The sequence below is a fragment of the Mesorhizobium sp. M2A.F.Ca.ET.043.02.1.1 genome, assembly GCF_003952405.1.
GTDB lineage: Bacteria > Pseudomonadota > Alphaproteobacteria > Rhizobiales > Rhizobiaceae > Mesorhizobium.
Genome location: NZ_CP034445.1, coordinates 2,772,772 through 2,788,612, shown reverse-complemented (window position 1 = coordinate 2,788,612; position 15,841 = coordinate 2,772,772). Strand labels below are relative to the sequence as shown.

Below are 15,841 nucleotides of genomic sequence, written 5' to 3'. Positions count from 1 at the left end.
CCCTCTCTGATGAAGCACTTCCTCAGACGCGATCTTTGGCGAGCCTCGAGTGCAGAATTCCGGCAAGGTGGAGGGTTCCAGTGCGCAACTGCACCAATCTCGCTGGACGGGACAGGCGTCCAGTTGGCACGGCGCTTGCTCCGAGATGACAGCAGCGCTCGACCGGAGCGCAGCATGGGAGAAGGAGGAGCCCCCACCCCGATCCGGTCAGGGAGAGAGAAACGATGTTGGTTCCAAGAGTCCCCCGCGCGATCGCAGCGCCCCGCAAGCGCCATTTTGCCCGGACCTACGTGCAGGTACTTGCCGCCATGGTCCTTGGAGCCGCAATTGGCTACCTCTATCCGGAAACCGGCCAAAGCCTGAAGCCGCTCGGCGATGCCTTCATCAAAGTCATCAAGATGATTATCGCACCTGTCATCTTCCTGACAATTGCGACCGGCATTGCCGGCATGAGCGATCTGCAGAAGGTCGGCCGAGTTGCCGCCAAGGCGATGGTTTATTTCCTTACCTTCTCGACGCTTGCACTCGTTGTCGGGCTGATTGTCGCGAATATCGTTCAGCCTGGCGCCGGCCTCAACATCGATCCGGCCTCGCTCGATGTCGAAGCCGTTAAGGGCTATGTGGCCACGGCTCACGAGCAGTCCGTGACCAGCTTCCTGATGAACATCATCCCGTCAACGATTGCCAGTGCCTTCGCGGAAGGCGACATCCTGCAAGTCTTGTTCTTCTCGGTCTTGTTCGGCATTGCTCTGGCGATGACCGGAGAGACGAGCAGGCCGGTCGTTACCTTTCTCCAGGCGCTCACCGCCCCCATTTTTAAGCTCGTCGGCATTCTGATGAAGGCTGCACCCATCGGCGCCTTCGGCGCTATGGCCTTTACGATCGGCAAATACGGAATCGGTTCGGTGGCCAACCTCGCGATACTGGTCGCGACGTTCTATCTGACCGCCTTCCTCTTCGTGTTCGGGGTTCTCGGCGTGGTCTGCCGCTGCAACGGCTTCTCGATCTTTTCTCTTGTCCGCTACATCAAGGACGAGCTGCTGCTTGTCCTGGCAACGTCCTCCTCGGAGGCCGCGCTGCCCTCGCTCATGGAGAAGATGGAGAAGGCCGGCGCCGCGCGTTCGGTCGTAAGTCTCGTCATCCCTACTGGATACTCATTCAATCTGGACGGCACCAATATCTACATGACGATCGCCGCCCTCTTCATCGCGCAGGCGACGAACACAGATTTGTCAATTGCCGATCAGATCCTCCTGCTGCTAATTGCGATGCTTTCCTCGAAGGGTGCGGCAGGCGTCACCGGCGCCGGCTTCATCACATTGGCCGCTACTCTGTCTGTCGTGCCGAGTGTTCCCGTTGCCGGAATGGCTCTAATTCTTGGCGTGGACCGCTTCATGTCGGAATGCCGCGCGCTGACGAATTTAGTCGGTAATGCGGTGGCATCGCTCGTTGTCGCTCGCTGGGAAGGCGAATTGGACCAGTCCCGGATGGAAGCCGCTTTCCGCGGTTAGGGTTACATCAAACGGGCTCCCCGCAAGCAAGCAATAGCGCGACGTGTAAGTCACGGCCTTCACAGCAGTCGAATTGCCGGCCTCCAAAGAGCGCTGGAAATAGTGTACTAACGCGGAGAGTAATACAACACCATGAAGCCCCTAAGCAAACGAACGGTTCACGGAAACTCATCTGGGTCCGCATGGAGCGCTGTTCGTCGAATGCGTTATCAACCGTGGGGTGTGGTAACTATTTCAGCTTGCCGCCCCAAGCCGTCGCGGGATCGCACCGGATGACGGAGGACCGGCCGATCAGAATCGCTAGGGGAAAGCGCGTCACAATTGCCGATCTCGCCCGCGAAGCCGGAGTCAGCGTAGCAACAGTCGATCGGGTTCTGAACGTCCGCCTTCCGGTGCGAGAGGAGACCGCCCAGCGGGTCCATGCGGCCGCGCACGCGATCGGCTATCATGCTGCCGGTCTCATCAAACAGCGCTTGCAGCAGCACCTGCCGCACTACAAGCTGGGCTTCATCTTGAGAAAACCTGCCCACGATTTTTACCAAGATTTCGCTCGCAATATTGAAGAGTCGGTCAGTATGGCTAAATCCTTCCACGGCCTTCCGATCATCGAGTTCGCGCAGTCACATTTGCCGCGTGACCTGCTCCCGCTTCTTAAGGACCTTGGAAGCCGCTGCCAGGCGATCGCCATGGTGGCGGCCGATCACCCGAAAATCACAGCATCAGTCGAGGAGCTCAAGGCGAAAGGTATCCCGGTATTTTCGCTGTTATCCGACTTCGCCGATGGCGTGCGCGAGGGCTACATCGGCCTCAACAACAGCAAGGTCGGACGGACTGCCGCTTGGGTGTTTTCCAAGGCCGCAAAACGGCCCGGCAAGGTGGCGGTGTTTGTCGGAAGCCATCGCTTCCAGGCGCATGCGACGCGGGAAACGGCCTTTCGTGCCTATTTTCGTGAGAACGCGCCCAAATTCGAGGTGCTTGATCCGCTCGTGAACCTTGATGAACGGCAGCTCACTTACGAAAAATTGCTGGATCTTATGCAGCGGGAACCAGAGCTCGTCGGCTTCTATATGGCCGGCGGGGGTATAGAGGGAGCAATTTCCGCGCTCCGAGAAGAGGGGAGCGGTCAGGATCTCGTCGCGATCGTGAGTGAAATGACGCCGCAGTCACGTGGGGCGCTTGCGGATGACATCTTGACGATGGCGGTCGGCACGCCAATGCGCCGACTTTGCCAGGAGCTGATAATGGCAATGGAGCGGGCCATCAAAGCCGGCGTCGCGGAGAGCCCGGGGCAGACATTTCTGCCGTTCGACATTTATCTTCCGGAAAATATTTGACCTTGATGGATTTCTATCATGAGCGCCCATTTTCCTTTCACCGATGAAAGGAAAGCTCGATTGACTCGGCCGTCTCTGTCCGATCTGTGAACCGGCGTGGTTCCGTCTTGAAAGAAGCCGGATGCCGAAATGGCAGCCGCGCTTCATGGAAGGAAAGTCAAGCAATGCGCCAGGTATCGCCCCGCTTTGCACTCGATCACATGGCGGCGCCCCGCCTTGACGTCAGTGCGCTTTTCGCGCTTGCCCGTGACCAAGGCCTGACCGACGTCCAAATCCGTTACCCTCATTTCAGCAATCCTGTCGCACGCGGCATTCCGGCTGCGGACGTTCGGTTTGCCGCTACCGAAGCGGGCGTCACGATCATCTCTGTCAACGCCTTGCAGCGGTTCAACGACTGGACTCCAACGCGTCAGGCCGAGGCAAGCAACCTCGCCGATTATGCGACGGCGTGCGGGGCAGAGACGCTCGTGTTGGTGCCGGCCAACCGCAGCTCGTGGCCCACCAATAGCGAGCGCCAGGACAATCTTCGTTTCGCTCTAAACGAGATCAAGCCAATCCTCCAGTCGCGGGGTCTGATCGGTCTCATCGAGCCGCTGGGTTTCCGAACCTGCTCGCTTCGATCAAAGAAGGAAGCGGCCGAGGCCGTTGCCGCGGTTGATGGCCAGTCCGTCTTTCGCCTCGTGCACGACACGTTCCACCACACCCTGGCCGGGGAGACATGCCTGTTCTGCGAGCTTACCGGCCTGGTGCACATTTCAAGCGTAAACGACCCGACCTTCTGGATTTACCCCGATCGCTTTCTTGCAGGTTCCGACAATGGCAGCCAGATTCAGGCGCTGCTGGATGGCGGCTACGCGGGACCTTTCTCGTTCGAGCTGATCGAGGAAGTCCATTCTCTGGACGATCTCGCAGGCGCACTTGCCGCCAGCATCGACTTTATCCGGCGAGGGCTATTGTCGTCAAAGTAGATGGTGACAGGTGTAGTGACTATAGGTGCGCCTGAATTTTCCGAGGGTTCACAGCGGGGCAGCCATCCGAGATGCCTCCTGTATCATTATCTCCCGCATCCAGATGCTTGCCGGATCGCTATTGTGGAGGGCCGGCCATTGGAGGGTCTCGGTGAATGTGGGAAATGGCAGCGGAAGTTCGATAACCCGCAGGGGGAACGTTTTTTCGAAATGCCTGACCAGCCGTAAGGGCATGGTCGCTATACGAGCTGTGCCGGACACCATAGGTGGAATCATGCTGAAGCCCTGCACGGCGACCTCGACACGTCTCTTAAGGCCATGCTCAAGCAAAAACCATTCCTCGATAGACGGCTTCATCGTACGCCCGAACCTGACCGCGACGTGCCTCATCGACATGTATCTCTCGAATGTAAGCTGCTGTGGCAGCTGCTTGTTTGTGGGACAGCCTACGCACACGAGCTTCTCGTCAAACAGCGCAATGCTTGAATGCACACTCGACGTGAACATATCCGGTAGAATTAGAAAATCGACGTCACCGCGCCGGAGAAGCTCATCGGGGCTATCGTCGACAGGCAGCAGTTCGAAGCTGACGGCGGGGGCTTCCCGTGAAATACGCTCCACAAGCTTTTCGAAAAACACGAGCGTGACGAAATCGGAAAGAATGATCCTGAAGAGGCGATCGGCTCGAGCTGGGTCAAACGGATCCGAAGAAATAATCGAGCACTGGATGTGCTGGAGAGCGTCGCGAACTGCGGGGGCAAATGCTGCCGCACGCGGGGTTAGAAATCGTTCGCGACCTCTTATCGTAAACAGTTCATCGCGGAAATAATCGCGCAGTCGGGCGACGGCCGCACTCATGGCGGGCTGACTCAGGTTGATCCTGCGTGCCGCCGCCGAGAGATTACGCTCCGTCAGGAGTGCGTCGAGCACAACGAGGAGATTTAGATCAAGTCCTTTGAAACGCATGTCATCAGCCATCCATGGGATGGATGCCTTTAACCGAAACAAACGACTTTAACAATTTAGCATTCTTGCAATCTTTTGTCGCAAAAAGTTTATGATGGATGACGTTAAGGTCCGACATATGAGCCGCGTGATCTGCCGAAGCGAGCAATCGTTCGTACTGTGCAGGTCAGAGATTGGCAGTTTGAAACGCCGGGCCGATGGCGCCGGGCTATCAACCAGCGTCTTCGGCGGCCCCGACCTAGCTGGGCGTGGAATCTAATAGGGTGCACCTTTCCAGTCCGAGGCGACTGATGGGCGGTTTGATCCTAAGCTGCCGTGAGGCCTGTGCCAATTGTATCGGCGAGCCAATGCAGCAGTCCGGCAGCGTTTTTGAGAGCTGTTGTAGGCTCGGCCTAAGCCCATTGGCGCAAGCCTATCTGAACGAAGCGCTTGGCCTTGCCGCTATCCGGTATGTGATCTGTGGTGTCTTCTCGTCCTGCTGTTCTTGTTTTGGAACGCCCTTATGGTGAGCCCATCCGGGACGTGGGGCACCGGGAGCACAAAGGTGCAGGCAGGCCGTCAATAGACCGTGGGCTGAGAGCCCGAGCTCGTTACATGGCCGCCCCTGGCGACTTTCCCGGATGCGCTGCGAGCGCGGATCAGTAGATGTCGTGTTGCCCGCCAGCTCCCGTCTTTGACCGAGCCAAGAAGGAGGAACGGGCATGCTTATCATCGGACTGGATATTCACCGCGCCTTCGCCGAAGCAGTGGCATGGGAGGAGGGCAGGCTCAGGCGACTCGGCCGCGTCGACATGCGGCGCGATCTGCTGGCGGCGTTCGCCGCGAAGCTGTCGCCGAACGATGTCGGGGTGATCGAGGCCACCGGCAGCGCGACGTCCGCTGCAGCTGTGATTGCGCCGCATGTGAAGAAGGTGGGGATCGCCAAGCCGAAACAGGTGTTTATCGTTGCCTATGCCAAGATCAAAACGACGATCGACGCCGACGTTCTTGCGCAGCTCTATGCCAGCGGCTTCTTGCCAGAAGTCTGGATTGCGGACGAGCCGACGCAGGCTCTGCGTCGACAGGTGACACGGCGCAATCAGATTGTCCGACAGAGATCTCGATTGAAGAGCGTCATCCAGTCGATCCTTCATAGCCACCTGATCCGTCCTGCCCGCATGCCGACCTGTGCGGCGCCAAGGGTCGGACCTGGTAATCGAGCAGGTCGTACCGCAGGACGAGCGCCTCGCGATCGATGGGCATCTGCGCGAGTTCGACCGATTGGGCGAAGACCTCCAGGTCATCGAACGCGATCTTGTCCGCTCGGCTCTCGAGGATGAAGGCGTGAAGCGGCTGATGACCATTCCCGGCGTCGACATCACCGTCGCGCTGGCGATGAAGGGCGGCGATCGGCGACGTGTCGCGCTTCGACGATCCGCAGAAGCTCGTGACCTATCTCGGGTTGAACCCAAGCGTCCAGCAGTCCGGCCAGGTCCGGCCTACCATGGGCGGATCACCAAGCAGGGCCGTGGTCATGCGCGCGGCATGCTCGTCGAGGCGGCCTGGGCGGCCGCTCGTGCTCCCGGACCGTTGCGAGCCTTCTCCCTGCGGCGTGCGAGCCCGGCGCGGACAGCATGTCGCGGCCGTGGCAACCGCACGCAAACTCTCTGTCGTGATCTGTCATCTGTTGAGAAGGGCGAGAGTTACGCGTAGGCTCGACCCTCCCTGCATGCCAAGAAGCTTGCGCGATGTGGAACTCAAGGCCGGGAGCAAGGCTGTGCGCGGCCAAAAGGGAGCGCACGCCTACAACATAAAGAGCCACCGGGAAGAAGAGCGCCGCTGGGTGGAGCAGGCCGAGGGCGCCTATGCACGCCTCGTCGCCGGTTGGAACCCACGAGGTCCGAAGAGGGTAGGCACGGATGCCGCAAACCGGGCGCCCAGCTTGGCATAAGGGCTACGTGGCCTCAGGAAGCGTCGTCGCCAATGCAGACCATGGACGAATTCCCAGCCGATGCCGAGATGCCGGTCGACCGTGCCTGTCGCCGTCCGGTGATGCGATGCCCCCGAGCGGATGAGTTCGCCCCGGATGCTCCCGGTCACGACGCACGGGTTCGGGTTCCAAGGCGCTCAGTTTTGTTCGCGCCCAATCGGTGTAGGACGCGGCAGAAAATACGAGCGTGACGAAATCGGGAAGAATGATCCTGAAGCGGCGATTCGGTAGAGCCGGGTCAAACTATCCGACGAAATAAACGAGCACTGGATGGGCGGGAGAGCGTCGCGAACTGGAGGGCAAGAGCTCCCGGACGCAGCGTTAAGTTTGAATACCTCCGCGGACATGGTCGCGAGCTTATCGCGCAAATAATCGAGCAGCCGAGCGCCGGCCGCACTCATGACCGGCTGGGCTCGGTTAATCCTGCATGCCGCGCCCATGAGGTTGCGCTCTGTCGGGAGTGCGTCGAGCACAACGACGAGATGTAGTTCACGATCTTTGAAACGCGTGGTCAACTATCCAAAGTGTGGATGCCTTTCATCGAAACAAACGATTTCATCAATGTTCTGGAATCCTGCATGGGCAGAAGCACCTGACGCACACCGATGCCCCCACTGCCTCATGGCGTGGCGAGCGTCTTAAGAAACCGCCCGAAAGGAGATTTTTCATGCGCTCTACCGGGCAGTGGAGTGCTGGGAAAGGGAGTTGCAACTGACCGGGTCCGACTTCTTCCGAGCCTATGGACAGACTGGGAGACGCGCACGGTGTAGCGGCTCACATCGTCATACTGCACCTACGCCACACACCGGCCGGACCTGATCCGGCTTTATGAGCATTGGGCTTTGTCAGTTGCCCAAGCGTGATGGCTTTCGCGACGCGGCGCGCCTCAGGAACTGAGCCGCGTCCAGGTCGAAACGCGGGAAAGAAAGACAGGAAACAGAATGGCCGATCAATTCGCAACGGACGTCATTGCCCTGATCAAGAAACGCGCCGAGTCGGAGAGCGGTGAGGGAATGCCTACGTCATTCGTCGGCGAGATAACAATCGCCACGGAACTGGACGCGCTCGGGTTTGATTCGCTGGGTTTGGCGGACGTCCTCTGGGATGTGGAGCAGGCCTACGGCATCAAGATCGACATGAACACGGCCGATGCCTGGTCCAATCTCAAGAATGTCGGCGACGTCGTGGAAGCCGTCCGCGGCTTGCTTGCGAAGGAGGCTTGAATGGACAGGCGCGTCGTTATCACCGGAGTGGGCGGCCTGTGCGGACTGGGCACCGACGCCGCCTCTATGTGGAAAGAGATGCGCGAAGGCCGCTCCGCCATCGGCCCGATCGCCAATTCCGAGCTTCATGACCTGGAGGGCATGACCGGCGCTGAGATCAAGGCGCTGCCCCAGCACGACATCAATCGCAAGCAGTTCGTCTCCATGGCCCGCTTCAGCTTGCTCGCCGTGCTTGCAGCGCGCGAAGCCATGCGGCAGGCCGGACTTTCCTGCGACGAGGGGAATGCCCATCGCTTCGGCGCGACAGTGGGCGTCGGCGGCTTGGGCTGGGATGTGATGGAGGAAACTTACCGGGCCCTCCTTTTGGACGGCGCGAGGCGAGTTGGCATCCTCGCTGTACCCAAAACGATGCCAAGCGCCGCCGCCGGCCAGGTGAGCTTGAGCCTCGGCTTGCGCGGGCCGGTCTTCGGGGTGACCTCCGCATGTGCCTCGGCCAACCATGCGATCGCCTCGGCGGTGGACCAGATCAAGCTGGGCCGGGCCGACGTAATGGTTTCCGGAGGCAGCGACGCACCCTTCGCATGGGGCGTGCTGAAAGCATGGGAAGCAATGCGCGTGCTTTCACCCGATACCTGCCGGCCCTTCTCCGCCGATAGGAAGGGCCTGGTGCTGGGCGAGGGTGCGGGCATGGCCGTGCTGGAAAGCTACGAGCATGCCACGAGGCGTGGTGCCACAATTCTTGCCGAGATCGCCGGCGTCGGCCTTTCCGCCGATGCCTTCCACATTGCCGCGCCATCTGTCGAGGGGCCAGCGTCGGCGATGCGCGCCTGCCTTGCCGATGCCGGGCTGAATGCCGAGGACGTCGACTACCTCAACGCGCACGGCACCGGTACCAAAAGCAATGATCAGACTGAAACGGCGGCGATCAAGCGTGTGTTTGGAAACCACGCTTATTCGATGTCCATCTCTTCCACCAAGTCCACGCACGCGCATTGCCTCGGCGCAGCGAGCGCGCTTGAAATGATCGCCTGCGTGATGGCAATCCAAGAGGACGTCGTGCCGCCGACCGCCAACTATCGCGAGCCAGATCCCGCTTGCGACCTCGACATCACACCCAATGTGCCGCGCGAGCGCAAGGTGCGCGTCGCCATGAGCAACGCCTTCGCCATGGGCGGTACGAACGCAGTTCTGGCATTCAGGCAGGTGTAGAAGCCATGCAAGACGCCTCATTTGAGGTCACCTGTCGTATCTAGCTGCTTGAGGGGCGGGGCATTGTGATACAGGGAGAGCTGTGGGGTCCCTCCTTCTCGGCCTCGACGATGTGGAAGGAGCCTGTGCGGCGAAACGGGCTAGACGCCCCCAGGCCCAGAACTTGGGCGAAACCAACTCCCACCAAAGGACAGCCGGTTTAGTAGCCGAACAATGAAACCTCGCTCGACGAGCCGCCGTCTCTACTGTCTCCGGCCTCACGCGGTTGAAGCGAACAGCGCAGCAGCTACTGTTCCGCACAACTCGGATGGCAATTGGGACAAGTCCGCACATGTCGTCACGTACGCTGAACGCCGCAGGTACAGCCAAACTGGGGCGGGGCGTTTCTGCCGTTTTGATAGAATTCTATCAAACTGACAATTTTCCTTGCATAAATGCAAGGAGAGCTCGGTTGACTCCCCTCCTTTCTTGTCAAGGATGAGTTTGCAGGCTGCGGTGCGGCAGAAGCCGGACAGAACAGCGACCGGTCGAGTAAAGGCCTGCGCAAACCGCATATTGCGAGCGCCCGCGCGGAGGAAGACGCTCGTCCTGGTGAAAGGCAACGATGCTCAGGCGCCATTGCCATTTGCCGAGGGCGTCCGCGCGCCGAAAATTTCGAAGCAACAAAGGTGAGATCGAGAATGATGATGACGAAATACAACACAGCTCACCGTCCAGTGCAGTTCTACCGGCGGGTGGCGGAGTGGGATGGGCTGCCAAATGGAACGTAAAAAGATCAGCAAGGAGATGCTTGGCGATAGTCAGGCGCTGCGCAAGCTGCGTGAGCACCTTGTCAAGGTGGCCAAGGCGAAGACTACGGTCCTGTTGCGAGGTGAATCCGGAACCGGTAAGGAGCTGGTTGCCAAAGCCATTCACGAGCTCTCGCCTCGCGCCAAGCAGCCCTTCATCAAGGTCAATTGCGCGGCGCTCACCGAGACGCTTCTGGAATCTGACTTGTTCGGTCATGAGAAGGGTGCCTTCACCGACGCGAGCAGTTTGCGCAAGGGGCGCTTTGAGGCTGCCGACAAAGGCACATTGTTTCTGGACGAGATTGGCGAAATATCAGGTTCGTTCCAGGCTAAGCTGCTGCGTGTCCTGCAGGAGCAGGAGTTTGAGCGCGTCGGCAGCAACCACACCATTAAAGTTGATGTTCGCGTGATTGCCGCAACGAACAGGGACTTGGAAACGGCAGTTCAACGCAAGGAGTTCCGGCAAGACCTCTATTATCGCATCAACGTCGTCACTTTACGCGTGCCGGCATTGCGCGAAAGGCGAGGTGATATTCCGCTCTTGGCCGCTCAGTTTCTCAAGAATTTCAATACTGAGAATGATCACACGCTGACCTTCGCTCCCGAAGCGATTGAGGTGCTAATGAACTGCGAATTTCCAGGCAACATCCGAGAGCTCGAAAACTGCGTTCAACGGACGGCAGTTCTGGCGACGGGTCCATCAATCCTCAGAACTGACTTTGCCTGTTACGCGGATCAGTGCTTGGCCGCGGCGCTGTGGAAGAACGGACCGCCGACGTCAGAGAAGTCGACTACGATCCAGCCTTCCGCCGCCTGTGCCGCCCCGCCCGTCGGCGACGGGCAAGCGCCGATAGGCCCTGCCACGAGTCGTGGTAGGGTGCCCGATGCCGATACGGTCATTGCTGCCATGGAAAAGTGTGGCTGGGTGCAGGCAAAGGCGGCGCGCCTGCTCGGTTTGACCCCGCGCCAGATCGGCTACGTGCTGAGAAAACGCGGTATCGAGATCAAGCGTCTCTGAAACAACCCGCCGAGCAAGAGCTGGAGCAGGTCAAGCATTGGTGCTCTGGCGAGCCCATCGGCCAGGCTTACGAAGTGGGTGTGAACAGCGCTGCCAAGATTCCGGCCGTGTGCTTTCTACCACGTAGTCATACTGGGGCTCTGCGACTGACAAACTAAAAAGGAGTAATCCTATGGCTAGTAACTTCGCTCTACACCGCAAGGCAAATCAATTCGACGTGCCTGGATCCAGAAATAATCGATGTATTATTGGTGACACGCCAGCATGCGTAGAGGCGACGCGCAGATCTCCGCTGGCGGGACCTGGTCGATACATTAGCTGATGGCTTACCGCTCGATATCACGCAATCTGAGATGGGCATGAAAGTGAGTTCGACCGCTGGACAGTTGCCGACCTCGTCAGGTATTGGCCCCTGCGACCGGTTGATCTGCGATATCCAAATTCGCGGAAGTTGGTCGAGACGAAACTGTCGCCCCGGCTCGTGACCGACCGCGCGCCCGGCAAGACCGAGTTACAAAGTTGCCGAGGCAGTTTGATGTGCGTTCCTGCATCACTGTACGGGACACGACCTGACGGGAGACTATGATGCGTAGCCAAAAAGAAAAGATGCTCGCAGGCGAGTTTTACAATGCGGCGGATCCGGAGATCCAAGCTGACCTGTTGGCCACCGGGGCTTGGCTCAAGCGGTACAATGATACGCTGGGGCAGACCACGGGGCATTGGCATGAGCTTTTGTCCGAGCGGCTGGGAGAGGTTGGGCGCGGAACGGTCATCCGTCCGCCCTTTTTTTGCGACTACGGATTCAATATCCGCATTGGAGCCAATGCCTACATCAACTTCAACTGCGTTATTCTTGACGTGGTAGAGGTCAAAATCGGGCAAGGAACGGCAATTGGGCCTGCTGTGCAGATTTATACCGCCGATCATCCACATGATGCCGAGCAGCGGCAGGCCGGCCTGCAGGTCGGGCGTCCTGTTCACATTGGCAGCCGTGTCTGGATCGGCGGTGGAGCAATCATTCTGCCTGGCGTCACGATTGGTGATAATGCAGTGGTAGGCGCTGGCTGCGTGGTCACACGAGATGTTCCCGCCGGGGCAAAGGTAGTGGGAATTCCTGCTCGCGTGGCCGACCCACATAAACAGGCATAATCAACCTCGTTGACCCTGGAGGTGCATGCGAACTGTCGAAACTGTGCCGAATTTTTGTCGAAGCCATTGAGCGCTGCATATGTTGTCGCGACTCGGGCGCTTCAGTTCTTTTGCCACGGGGGTCACAAGATCATGTGCGTAATGCCGCCGCAACGTGCTCACGTCCCGCAGCAGCGGACCCTTTCACATCGCCCAACGAATTCAGAGCCTACGTTGTGCTGCCACTAGCATTACTACTCACGAATGTATTCCCAACTGAGTTTTCGCCCTTGGAGGCAAGCAGCGACTCACCAGCAATCGCCGGCCATTAATCCTGGCTAGCATCGACCCCGACGAGGCGAGCCGCGGCGTTGCGGATCGGCATGTCGATGACCGTGATTGCGCCTTCGGCAAGGAAACGACGTTCGTTTCTGGTCAGCGTAGCCGAATCGATCACCGCAAAATGTGGGCCAGTGGAGCGCTTCATCAGCTGTCTGGCATATGTGCGCAGCATCTGATCGTTGAAGCGGCAGCCCACGAAGAAAAAACCCCGGTTGACGCGCCGTTGCTTCACCGCGTCCGGGATCGGCGTCTGGATATCAATTTCGGTTAGGACTTCGACGTAATCGGAATCAGCCACGAGGAAGTTTGCCGCCGGCCTGACGCTGCCGTGCGGCGCATAGAGCACCGTCCTAGCCACTTGTTCGGCCTCGAGTTCTGTTCCTGACAAATCGTAAGTTCTCGTCCAGATGTTACCGATTCCGGTCGCGCGCGTCGTTCCTTGTATCTCGACAACGTCTGTTTGGCCGGCCTCTGCAAGGGCTGCTCGCATGGCGCCATCGTACCAGCTGTCGATGATGACAGACAGTTGAAGGGTTGCGAGCCAGGCGTGAAGAACGGTCGGCTCGGCGGGGGCTGCGAATATCTCCGCCATCCACGCTTGGAGAGTCCGACGATGTCGGCGCTGCTCGATAAACTGCGCGACCGACCACATATTGGTGCGAATCCTGGAAGGGGCAGGCGCCCGCTTGTTGAGGGCCGCGGCGACATCTTCAGGGGTGCAAGGTACAGGTGATTCCGGTGGGTTAAGCTGCAGAAGACCAGGACCGAGATAGGGGATCACTCGATCGGCCTTGAGAGCGCCGTTCAGCAGGTCAATCAGTTTTTTGGCAAAACTGCCCCGGACGACGACGAGATGGTCCCAGCTCAGCATCGTGTTCATACGCGTTTCCTCTCCGCCACTGAACCCACCGGCATCAGGCCCCGTCGGAAATCTTCATCGCCTCGACGGTGATCGGCAAACGCGTGTCGCGCGGAAGGTCGGGCAGCATGAGCCGCCAACCGTTCCTGAGCGTCACGGTCCCGCCCCATAAGTCAGCGTTCTCAATCTCGGTGATCGGCTCTTCGAGATCCTTCTTGGGGACATAAGCCGACAAGCCAGTAGCGGTCCTGCGAATCATTACTTTCATCCGGCTGTTCCCCCGTTGGAAATGCCTTCAGCTCCGCAGGGAACCTCGACTTTGTCGAGGCTAATGAGTTCGCGCGCTCGCATGCCGACGACCGTGCCACGATCGATCCATTCGACCGCATAGATGAAGAATTGCTGGAGAAAGGTTCCAATGTCGCGCACGTAGCCTTCGTCGCCCTTCCGCACGAGGTTTTCGCCGATCTCCTTGCCGGGATAGGTGCCGTCGTTTTTTATGTGGCGTATCGCACGGACCCGCTCACCCTGCATGAACCGTGGCGGTCTGCCGATTTCGACCTCCTGTTCGCGTCTGGACCACATGCTGTCCATTCCTTTCTCGAGGCTTTTGTTGTGGTCGCGGGTTGCAGGCGTCGTCGTGCGGCGAACCCGACCGTTTCGGTAGGAATCAAGCGGGAACGCAGGTTTTCGGTACCGGACAGACCGACACGCATTGCTGCGTATCGAAGGCCTCCTTGCATTCGGTGCACTTGTTTGGATCGATCACATAGGCGTCGCCCTTGAACTTGATCGCTTCCGAAGGACATTCGAACTCGCAGGCCCCGCATTGGGTACATTGGGATGCGATGATCTTTAAAGCCATTCTAACTCCTGGTTATCGGACGAGACGGCTCAGGCCGTCGCCGCTAGTGGTCTGATCCCAAACTCTGCCGCGTAAAGTGCGCTGACTGCGGTCTCGATGTAGTCATGGCCATAGGCGTCGGTTACGCGCAGTCCAGCTCGCGAGAGTTGTTCCTTCGGGCGATTTCCGATCTTGGCGCATAGCACTATGTGTATGCCTTCGAGCGCTGCGATGACGCCCTCGAGGATGGCGTCTTCGCCCCCGCCTCCGAGGCAATACCGCTCGACCTTCCGATGCCCGACCAAGCTGATCCCTCTAGGCGAGACTTCATAAACCTGGAATTCCTTCGCGTGGCCGAAGTGTTCGTTGACCCGTCCACCTCCCTTAGTGGCCACCGCAACCAGAAGCGACTTTTCGGAGTCTGTTGCCTTGACCATACCGATGGCCTCGCTCCTCGCCGCCTCATGATCACGGCGCTCGTGTGCGACCACCTGCCGATAGGCCTGACGCTTGCCAGCATCGTAGGCGACATCGTCGGGAATCCCGTCCAGCGTGAATTCCTGGCCACGATCTTCACCGAGCAGGCCGACAGCATCTGCCCGGCACTGCCGGCAGTGGCGCATCAACTTGGCGCCACCTTCAAGTCGATCCTGAAGAGCCATCATCTCCATTGCCGTTGGGCCGCGCTGCCCGATGAGTCCGTAGTGGGTACCGTGCGCCGGGTCCGAAATCAGAGGCATCACGTTGTGCAGAAACGCGCCCCGCTCCCTGACCATTTTGTTCACCTCAAACAGGTGCTGGTCGTTCACTCCAGGAATCATCACCGAGTTGATTTTGGTGAGGATGCCGCGCGCGCTCAGCATCTCCAGGCCCAGCATCTGCCGCGCGTGCAAGATTCGAGCGGCTTCGATGCCGAAGTAGCGGCGATTTTCATAAAAGATCCATGGATAGATCTTCGCGCCGACTTCCGGGTCGACCATGTTGATGGTGACCGTCACGTGATCAACATTCATTTCGGCAAGCTCGGCGACATGGTCCGGCAGCACGAGCCCATTAGTGGAGACGCACAGCTTTATGTCGGGGATTTCCCTGATGACGCGGTCGAGCGTTGCCTTCGTTTTCTCCCAATCGTAACAGGCATCCCCCGGCCCAGCGATGCCAAGAACCGAAAGCTGCGGAACTTTGTTGGCAACGGCGATGACCTTGCGTAGCGCTTGGTCGGGCGTCAACTTCTCAGACACAACACCAGGCCGGCTCTCGTTGGCGCAATCGTATTTGCGATTGCAATAGTTGCACTGGACATTGCAAGCCGGCGCGACCGCCACATGCATACGCGCGAAATAATGATGCGCTTCCTCCGAAAAGCAGGGGTGATCCTTGATCCTTTCCCAAATAGCCGGATCCCCTTCGCCCGGGCTGGTCGGCGACGAGCCGTAGGAGGACGATGCGCAGCCACCGGATTTCGCGGCTGCCAGAAAACCCTCGGATGTCGTGCTAGTCGGCCCCTCAATCGAAACTGTCGGTGAGGACATCAAACGGCTCCGTTGCTGGTAACGTCGCGGTTCAAGGTGCAAGAGCCATACCAACTGAAAAAAGCGGCTTCAGTTCACTATTCGGGTCGATATCGCATTGTGTCAGGCCGGCGCGACACAATTTTGTCCTGCTTGCGACAGTGCAAGTCC

13 protein-coding genes and 2 pseudogenes are annotated in these 15,841 nt (G+C 59.0%); 9 read left to right on the top strand and 6 right to left on the bottom strand.

The annotated features are described in order from the left end of the window. Positions 1 to 224: 224 nt before the first annotated feature. The 3 genes from EJ068_RS13185 to EJ068_RS13175 all read left to right on the top strand — a co-directional run bounded on the left by EJ068_RS13185 (position 225) and on the right by EJ068_RS13175 (position 3,813). Positions 225 to 1,511, top strand: coding sequence for a dicarboxylate/amino acid:cation symporter (locus tag EJ068_RS13185; protein WP_126063813.1), 1,287 nt, complete (start codon positions 225 to 227; stop codon positions 1,509 to 1,511). Between the two features lie 272 nt (positions 1,512 to 1,783). Then, a complete protein-coding gene (locus tag EJ068_RS13180) occupies positions 1,784 to 2,845 on the top strand; it encodes a LacI family DNA-binding transcriptional regulator (protein WP_024505889.1) in 1,062 nt (353 codons plus the stop codon). A gap of 164 nt (positions 2,846 to 3,009) precedes the next feature. Beyond that, on the top strand, positions 3,010 to 3,813 hold the full coding sequence (locus EJ068_RS13175; RefSeq protein ID WP_024505888.1) for a TIM barrel protein: 804 nt from the start codon (positions 3,010 to 3,012) through the stop codon (positions 3,811 to 3,813). Between the two features lie 48 nt (positions 3,814 to 3,861). Here EJ068_RS13175 and EJ068_RS13170 read toward each other — a convergent pair whose 3' ends face one another. Beyond that, positions 3,862 to 4,779 (bottom strand): LysR family transcriptional regulator, encoded by a 918-nt coding sequence (locus EJ068_RS13170; RefSeq protein ID WP_024505887.1) that lies wholly within the window; start codon positions 4,777 to 4,779, stop codon positions 3,862 to 3,864. 701 nt (positions 4,780 to 5,480) lie between these two features. On the opposite strand from EJ068_RS13170, the pseudogene EJ068_RS33845 reads away from it, so the two are divergent. The 6 genes and pseudogenes from EJ068_RS33845 to EJ068_RS13145 all read left to right on the top strand — a co-directional run. Further along, positions 5,481 to 5,855 (top strand): annotated as a pseudogene (locus EJ068_RS33845) (IS110 family transposase); the annotation flags it as partial. A gap of 91 nt (positions 5,856 to 5,946) precedes the next feature. Then, positions 5,947 to 6,471: a transposase gene (locus EJ068_RS33840; protein ID WP_245265439.1), complete on the top strand. Its 525-nt coding sequence runs from the start codon at positions 5,947 to 5,949 to the stop codon at positions 6,469 to 6,471. Between the two features lie 1,218 nt (positions 6,472 to 7,689). Beyond that, positions 7,690 to 7,971 (top strand): acyl carrier protein, encoded by a 282-nt coding sequence (locus EJ068_RS13160; protein WP_126057635.1) that lies wholly within the window; start codon positions 7,690 to 7,692, stop codon positions 7,969 to 7,971. Continuing rightward, the gene (locus EJ068_RS13155; protein WP_126057636.1) at positions 7,972 to 9,180 is read left to right on the top strand and encodes a beta-ketoacyl-[acyl-carrier-protein] synthase family protein; all 1,209 of its coding nucleotides are present in this window, start codon (positions 7,972 to 7,974) and stop codon (positions 9,178 to 9,180) included. A gap of 762 nt (positions 9,181 to 9,942) precedes the next feature. Further along, positions 9,943 to 10,986: pseudogene (nifA, locus tag EJ068_RS13150) on the top strand (nif-specific transcriptional activator NifA); the annotation flags it as partial. A 582-nt stretch (positions 10,987 to 11,568) separates the two neighbouring features. After that, positions 11,569 to 12,135 (top strand): sugar O-acetyltransferase, encoded by a 567-nt coding sequence (locus tag EJ068_RS13145; protein WP_024505228.1) that lies wholly within the window; start codon positions 11,569 to 11,571, stop codon positions 12,133 to 12,135. Between the two features lie 307 nt (positions 12,136 to 12,442). Here the strand turns inward: EJ068_RS13145 and EJ068_RS13140 are convergent, their stop codons facing one another. The 5 genes from EJ068_RS13140 to nifB form a co-directional block, all read right to left on the bottom strand. Continuing rightward, positions 12,443 to 13,336, bottom strand: coding sequence for an SIR2 family protein (locus tag EJ068_RS13140; protein WP_024505229.1), 894 nt, complete (start codon positions 13,334 to 13,336; stop codon positions 12,443 to 12,445). A 34-nt stretch (positions 13,337 to 13,370) separates the two neighbouring features. After that, positions 13,371 to 13,583, bottom strand: coding sequence for a putative nitrogen fixation protein NifT (nifT, locus tag EJ068_RS13135; protein WP_024505230.1), 213 nt, complete (start codon positions 13,581 to 13,583; stop codon positions 13,371 to 13,373). Further along, the gene (locus EJ068_RS13130; protein ID WP_024505231.1) at positions 13,580 to 13,900 is read right to left on the bottom strand and encodes a nitrogen fixation protein NifZ; all 321 of its coding nucleotides are present in this window, start codon (positions 13,898 to 13,900) and stop codon (positions 13,580 to 13,582) included. Before EJ068_RS13130 ends, nifT begins: the two co-directional genes overlap by 4 nt. Before the next feature lie 85 nt (positions 13,901 to 13,985). Next, positions 13,986 to 14,180 carry a 4Fe-4S binding protein gene (locus EJ068_RS13125; RefSeq protein WP_024505232.1) on the bottom strand — a complete coding sequence of 65 codons (195 nt, stop codon included), beginning with the start codon at positions 14,178 to 14,180 and terminating at the stop codon, positions 13,986 to 13,988. Positions 14,181 to 14,209: 29 nt separating this feature from the next. Then, positions 14,210 to 15,691: a nitrogenase cofactor biosynthesis protein NifB gene (nifB, locus tag EJ068_RS13120; protein ID WP_024505233.1), complete on the bottom strand. Its 1,482-nt coding sequence runs from the start codon at positions 15,689 to 15,691 to the stop codon at positions 14,210 to 14,212. Between the last annotated feature and the right edge of the window lie 150 nt (positions 15,692 to 15,841).

What these genes read in the sequence shown, in the direction of transcription:
- EJ068_RS13180 (WP_024505889.1), top strand. Translation starts at nt 1,784, where the DNA reads ATGACGGAGGACCGGCCGATCAGAATCGCTAGGGGAAAGCGCGTCACA.
- EJ068_RS13175 (WP_024505888.1), top strand. Translation starts at nt 3,010, where the DNA reads ATGCGCCAGGTATCGCCCCGCTTTGCACTCGATCACATGGCGGCGCCC.
- EJ068_RS13155 (WP_126057636.1), top strand. Translation starts at nt 7,972, where the DNA reads ATGGACAGGCGCGTCGTTATCACCGGAGTGGGCGGCCTGTGCGGACTG.
- EJ068_RS13140 (WP_024505229.1), bottom strand. Translation starts at nt 13,336, where the DNA reads ATGAACACGATGCTGAGCTGGGACCATCTCGTCGTCGTCCGGGGCAGT.
- EJ068_RS13145 (WP_024505228.1), top strand. Translation starts at nt 11,569, where the DNA reads ATGATGCGTAGCCAAAAAGAAAAGATGCTCGCAGGCGAGTTTTACAAT.
- EJ068_RS13185 (WP_126063813.1), top strand. Translation starts at nt 225, where the DNA reads ATGTTGGTTCCAAGAGTCCCCCGCGCGATCGCAGCGCCCCGCAAGCGC.
- nifT (WP_024505230.1), bottom strand. Translation starts at nt 13,583, where the DNA reads ATGAAAGTAATGATTCGCAGGACCGCTACTGGCTTGTCGGCTTATGTC.
- EJ068_RS13125 (WP_024505232.1), bottom strand. Translation starts at nt 14,180, where the DNA reads ATGGCTTTAAAGATCATCGCATCCCAATGTACCCAATGCGGGGCCTGC.
- nifB (WP_024505233.1), bottom strand. Translation starts at nt 15,691, where the DNA reads ATGTCCTCACCGACAGTTTCGATTGAGGGGCCGACTAGCACGACATCC.
- EJ068_RS13160 (WP_126057635.1), top strand. Translation starts at nt 7,690, where the DNA reads ATGGCCGATCAATTCGCAACGGACGTCATTGCCCTGATCAAGAAACGC.
- EJ068_RS13130 (WP_024505231.1), bottom strand. Translation starts at nt 13,900, where the DNA reads ATGTGGTCCAGACGCGAACAGGAGGTCGAAATCGGCAGACCGCCACGG.
- EJ068_RS13170 (WP_024505887.1), bottom strand. Translation starts at nt 4,779, where the DNA reads ATGCGTTTCAAAGGACTTGATCTAAATCTCCTCGTTGTGCTCGACGCA.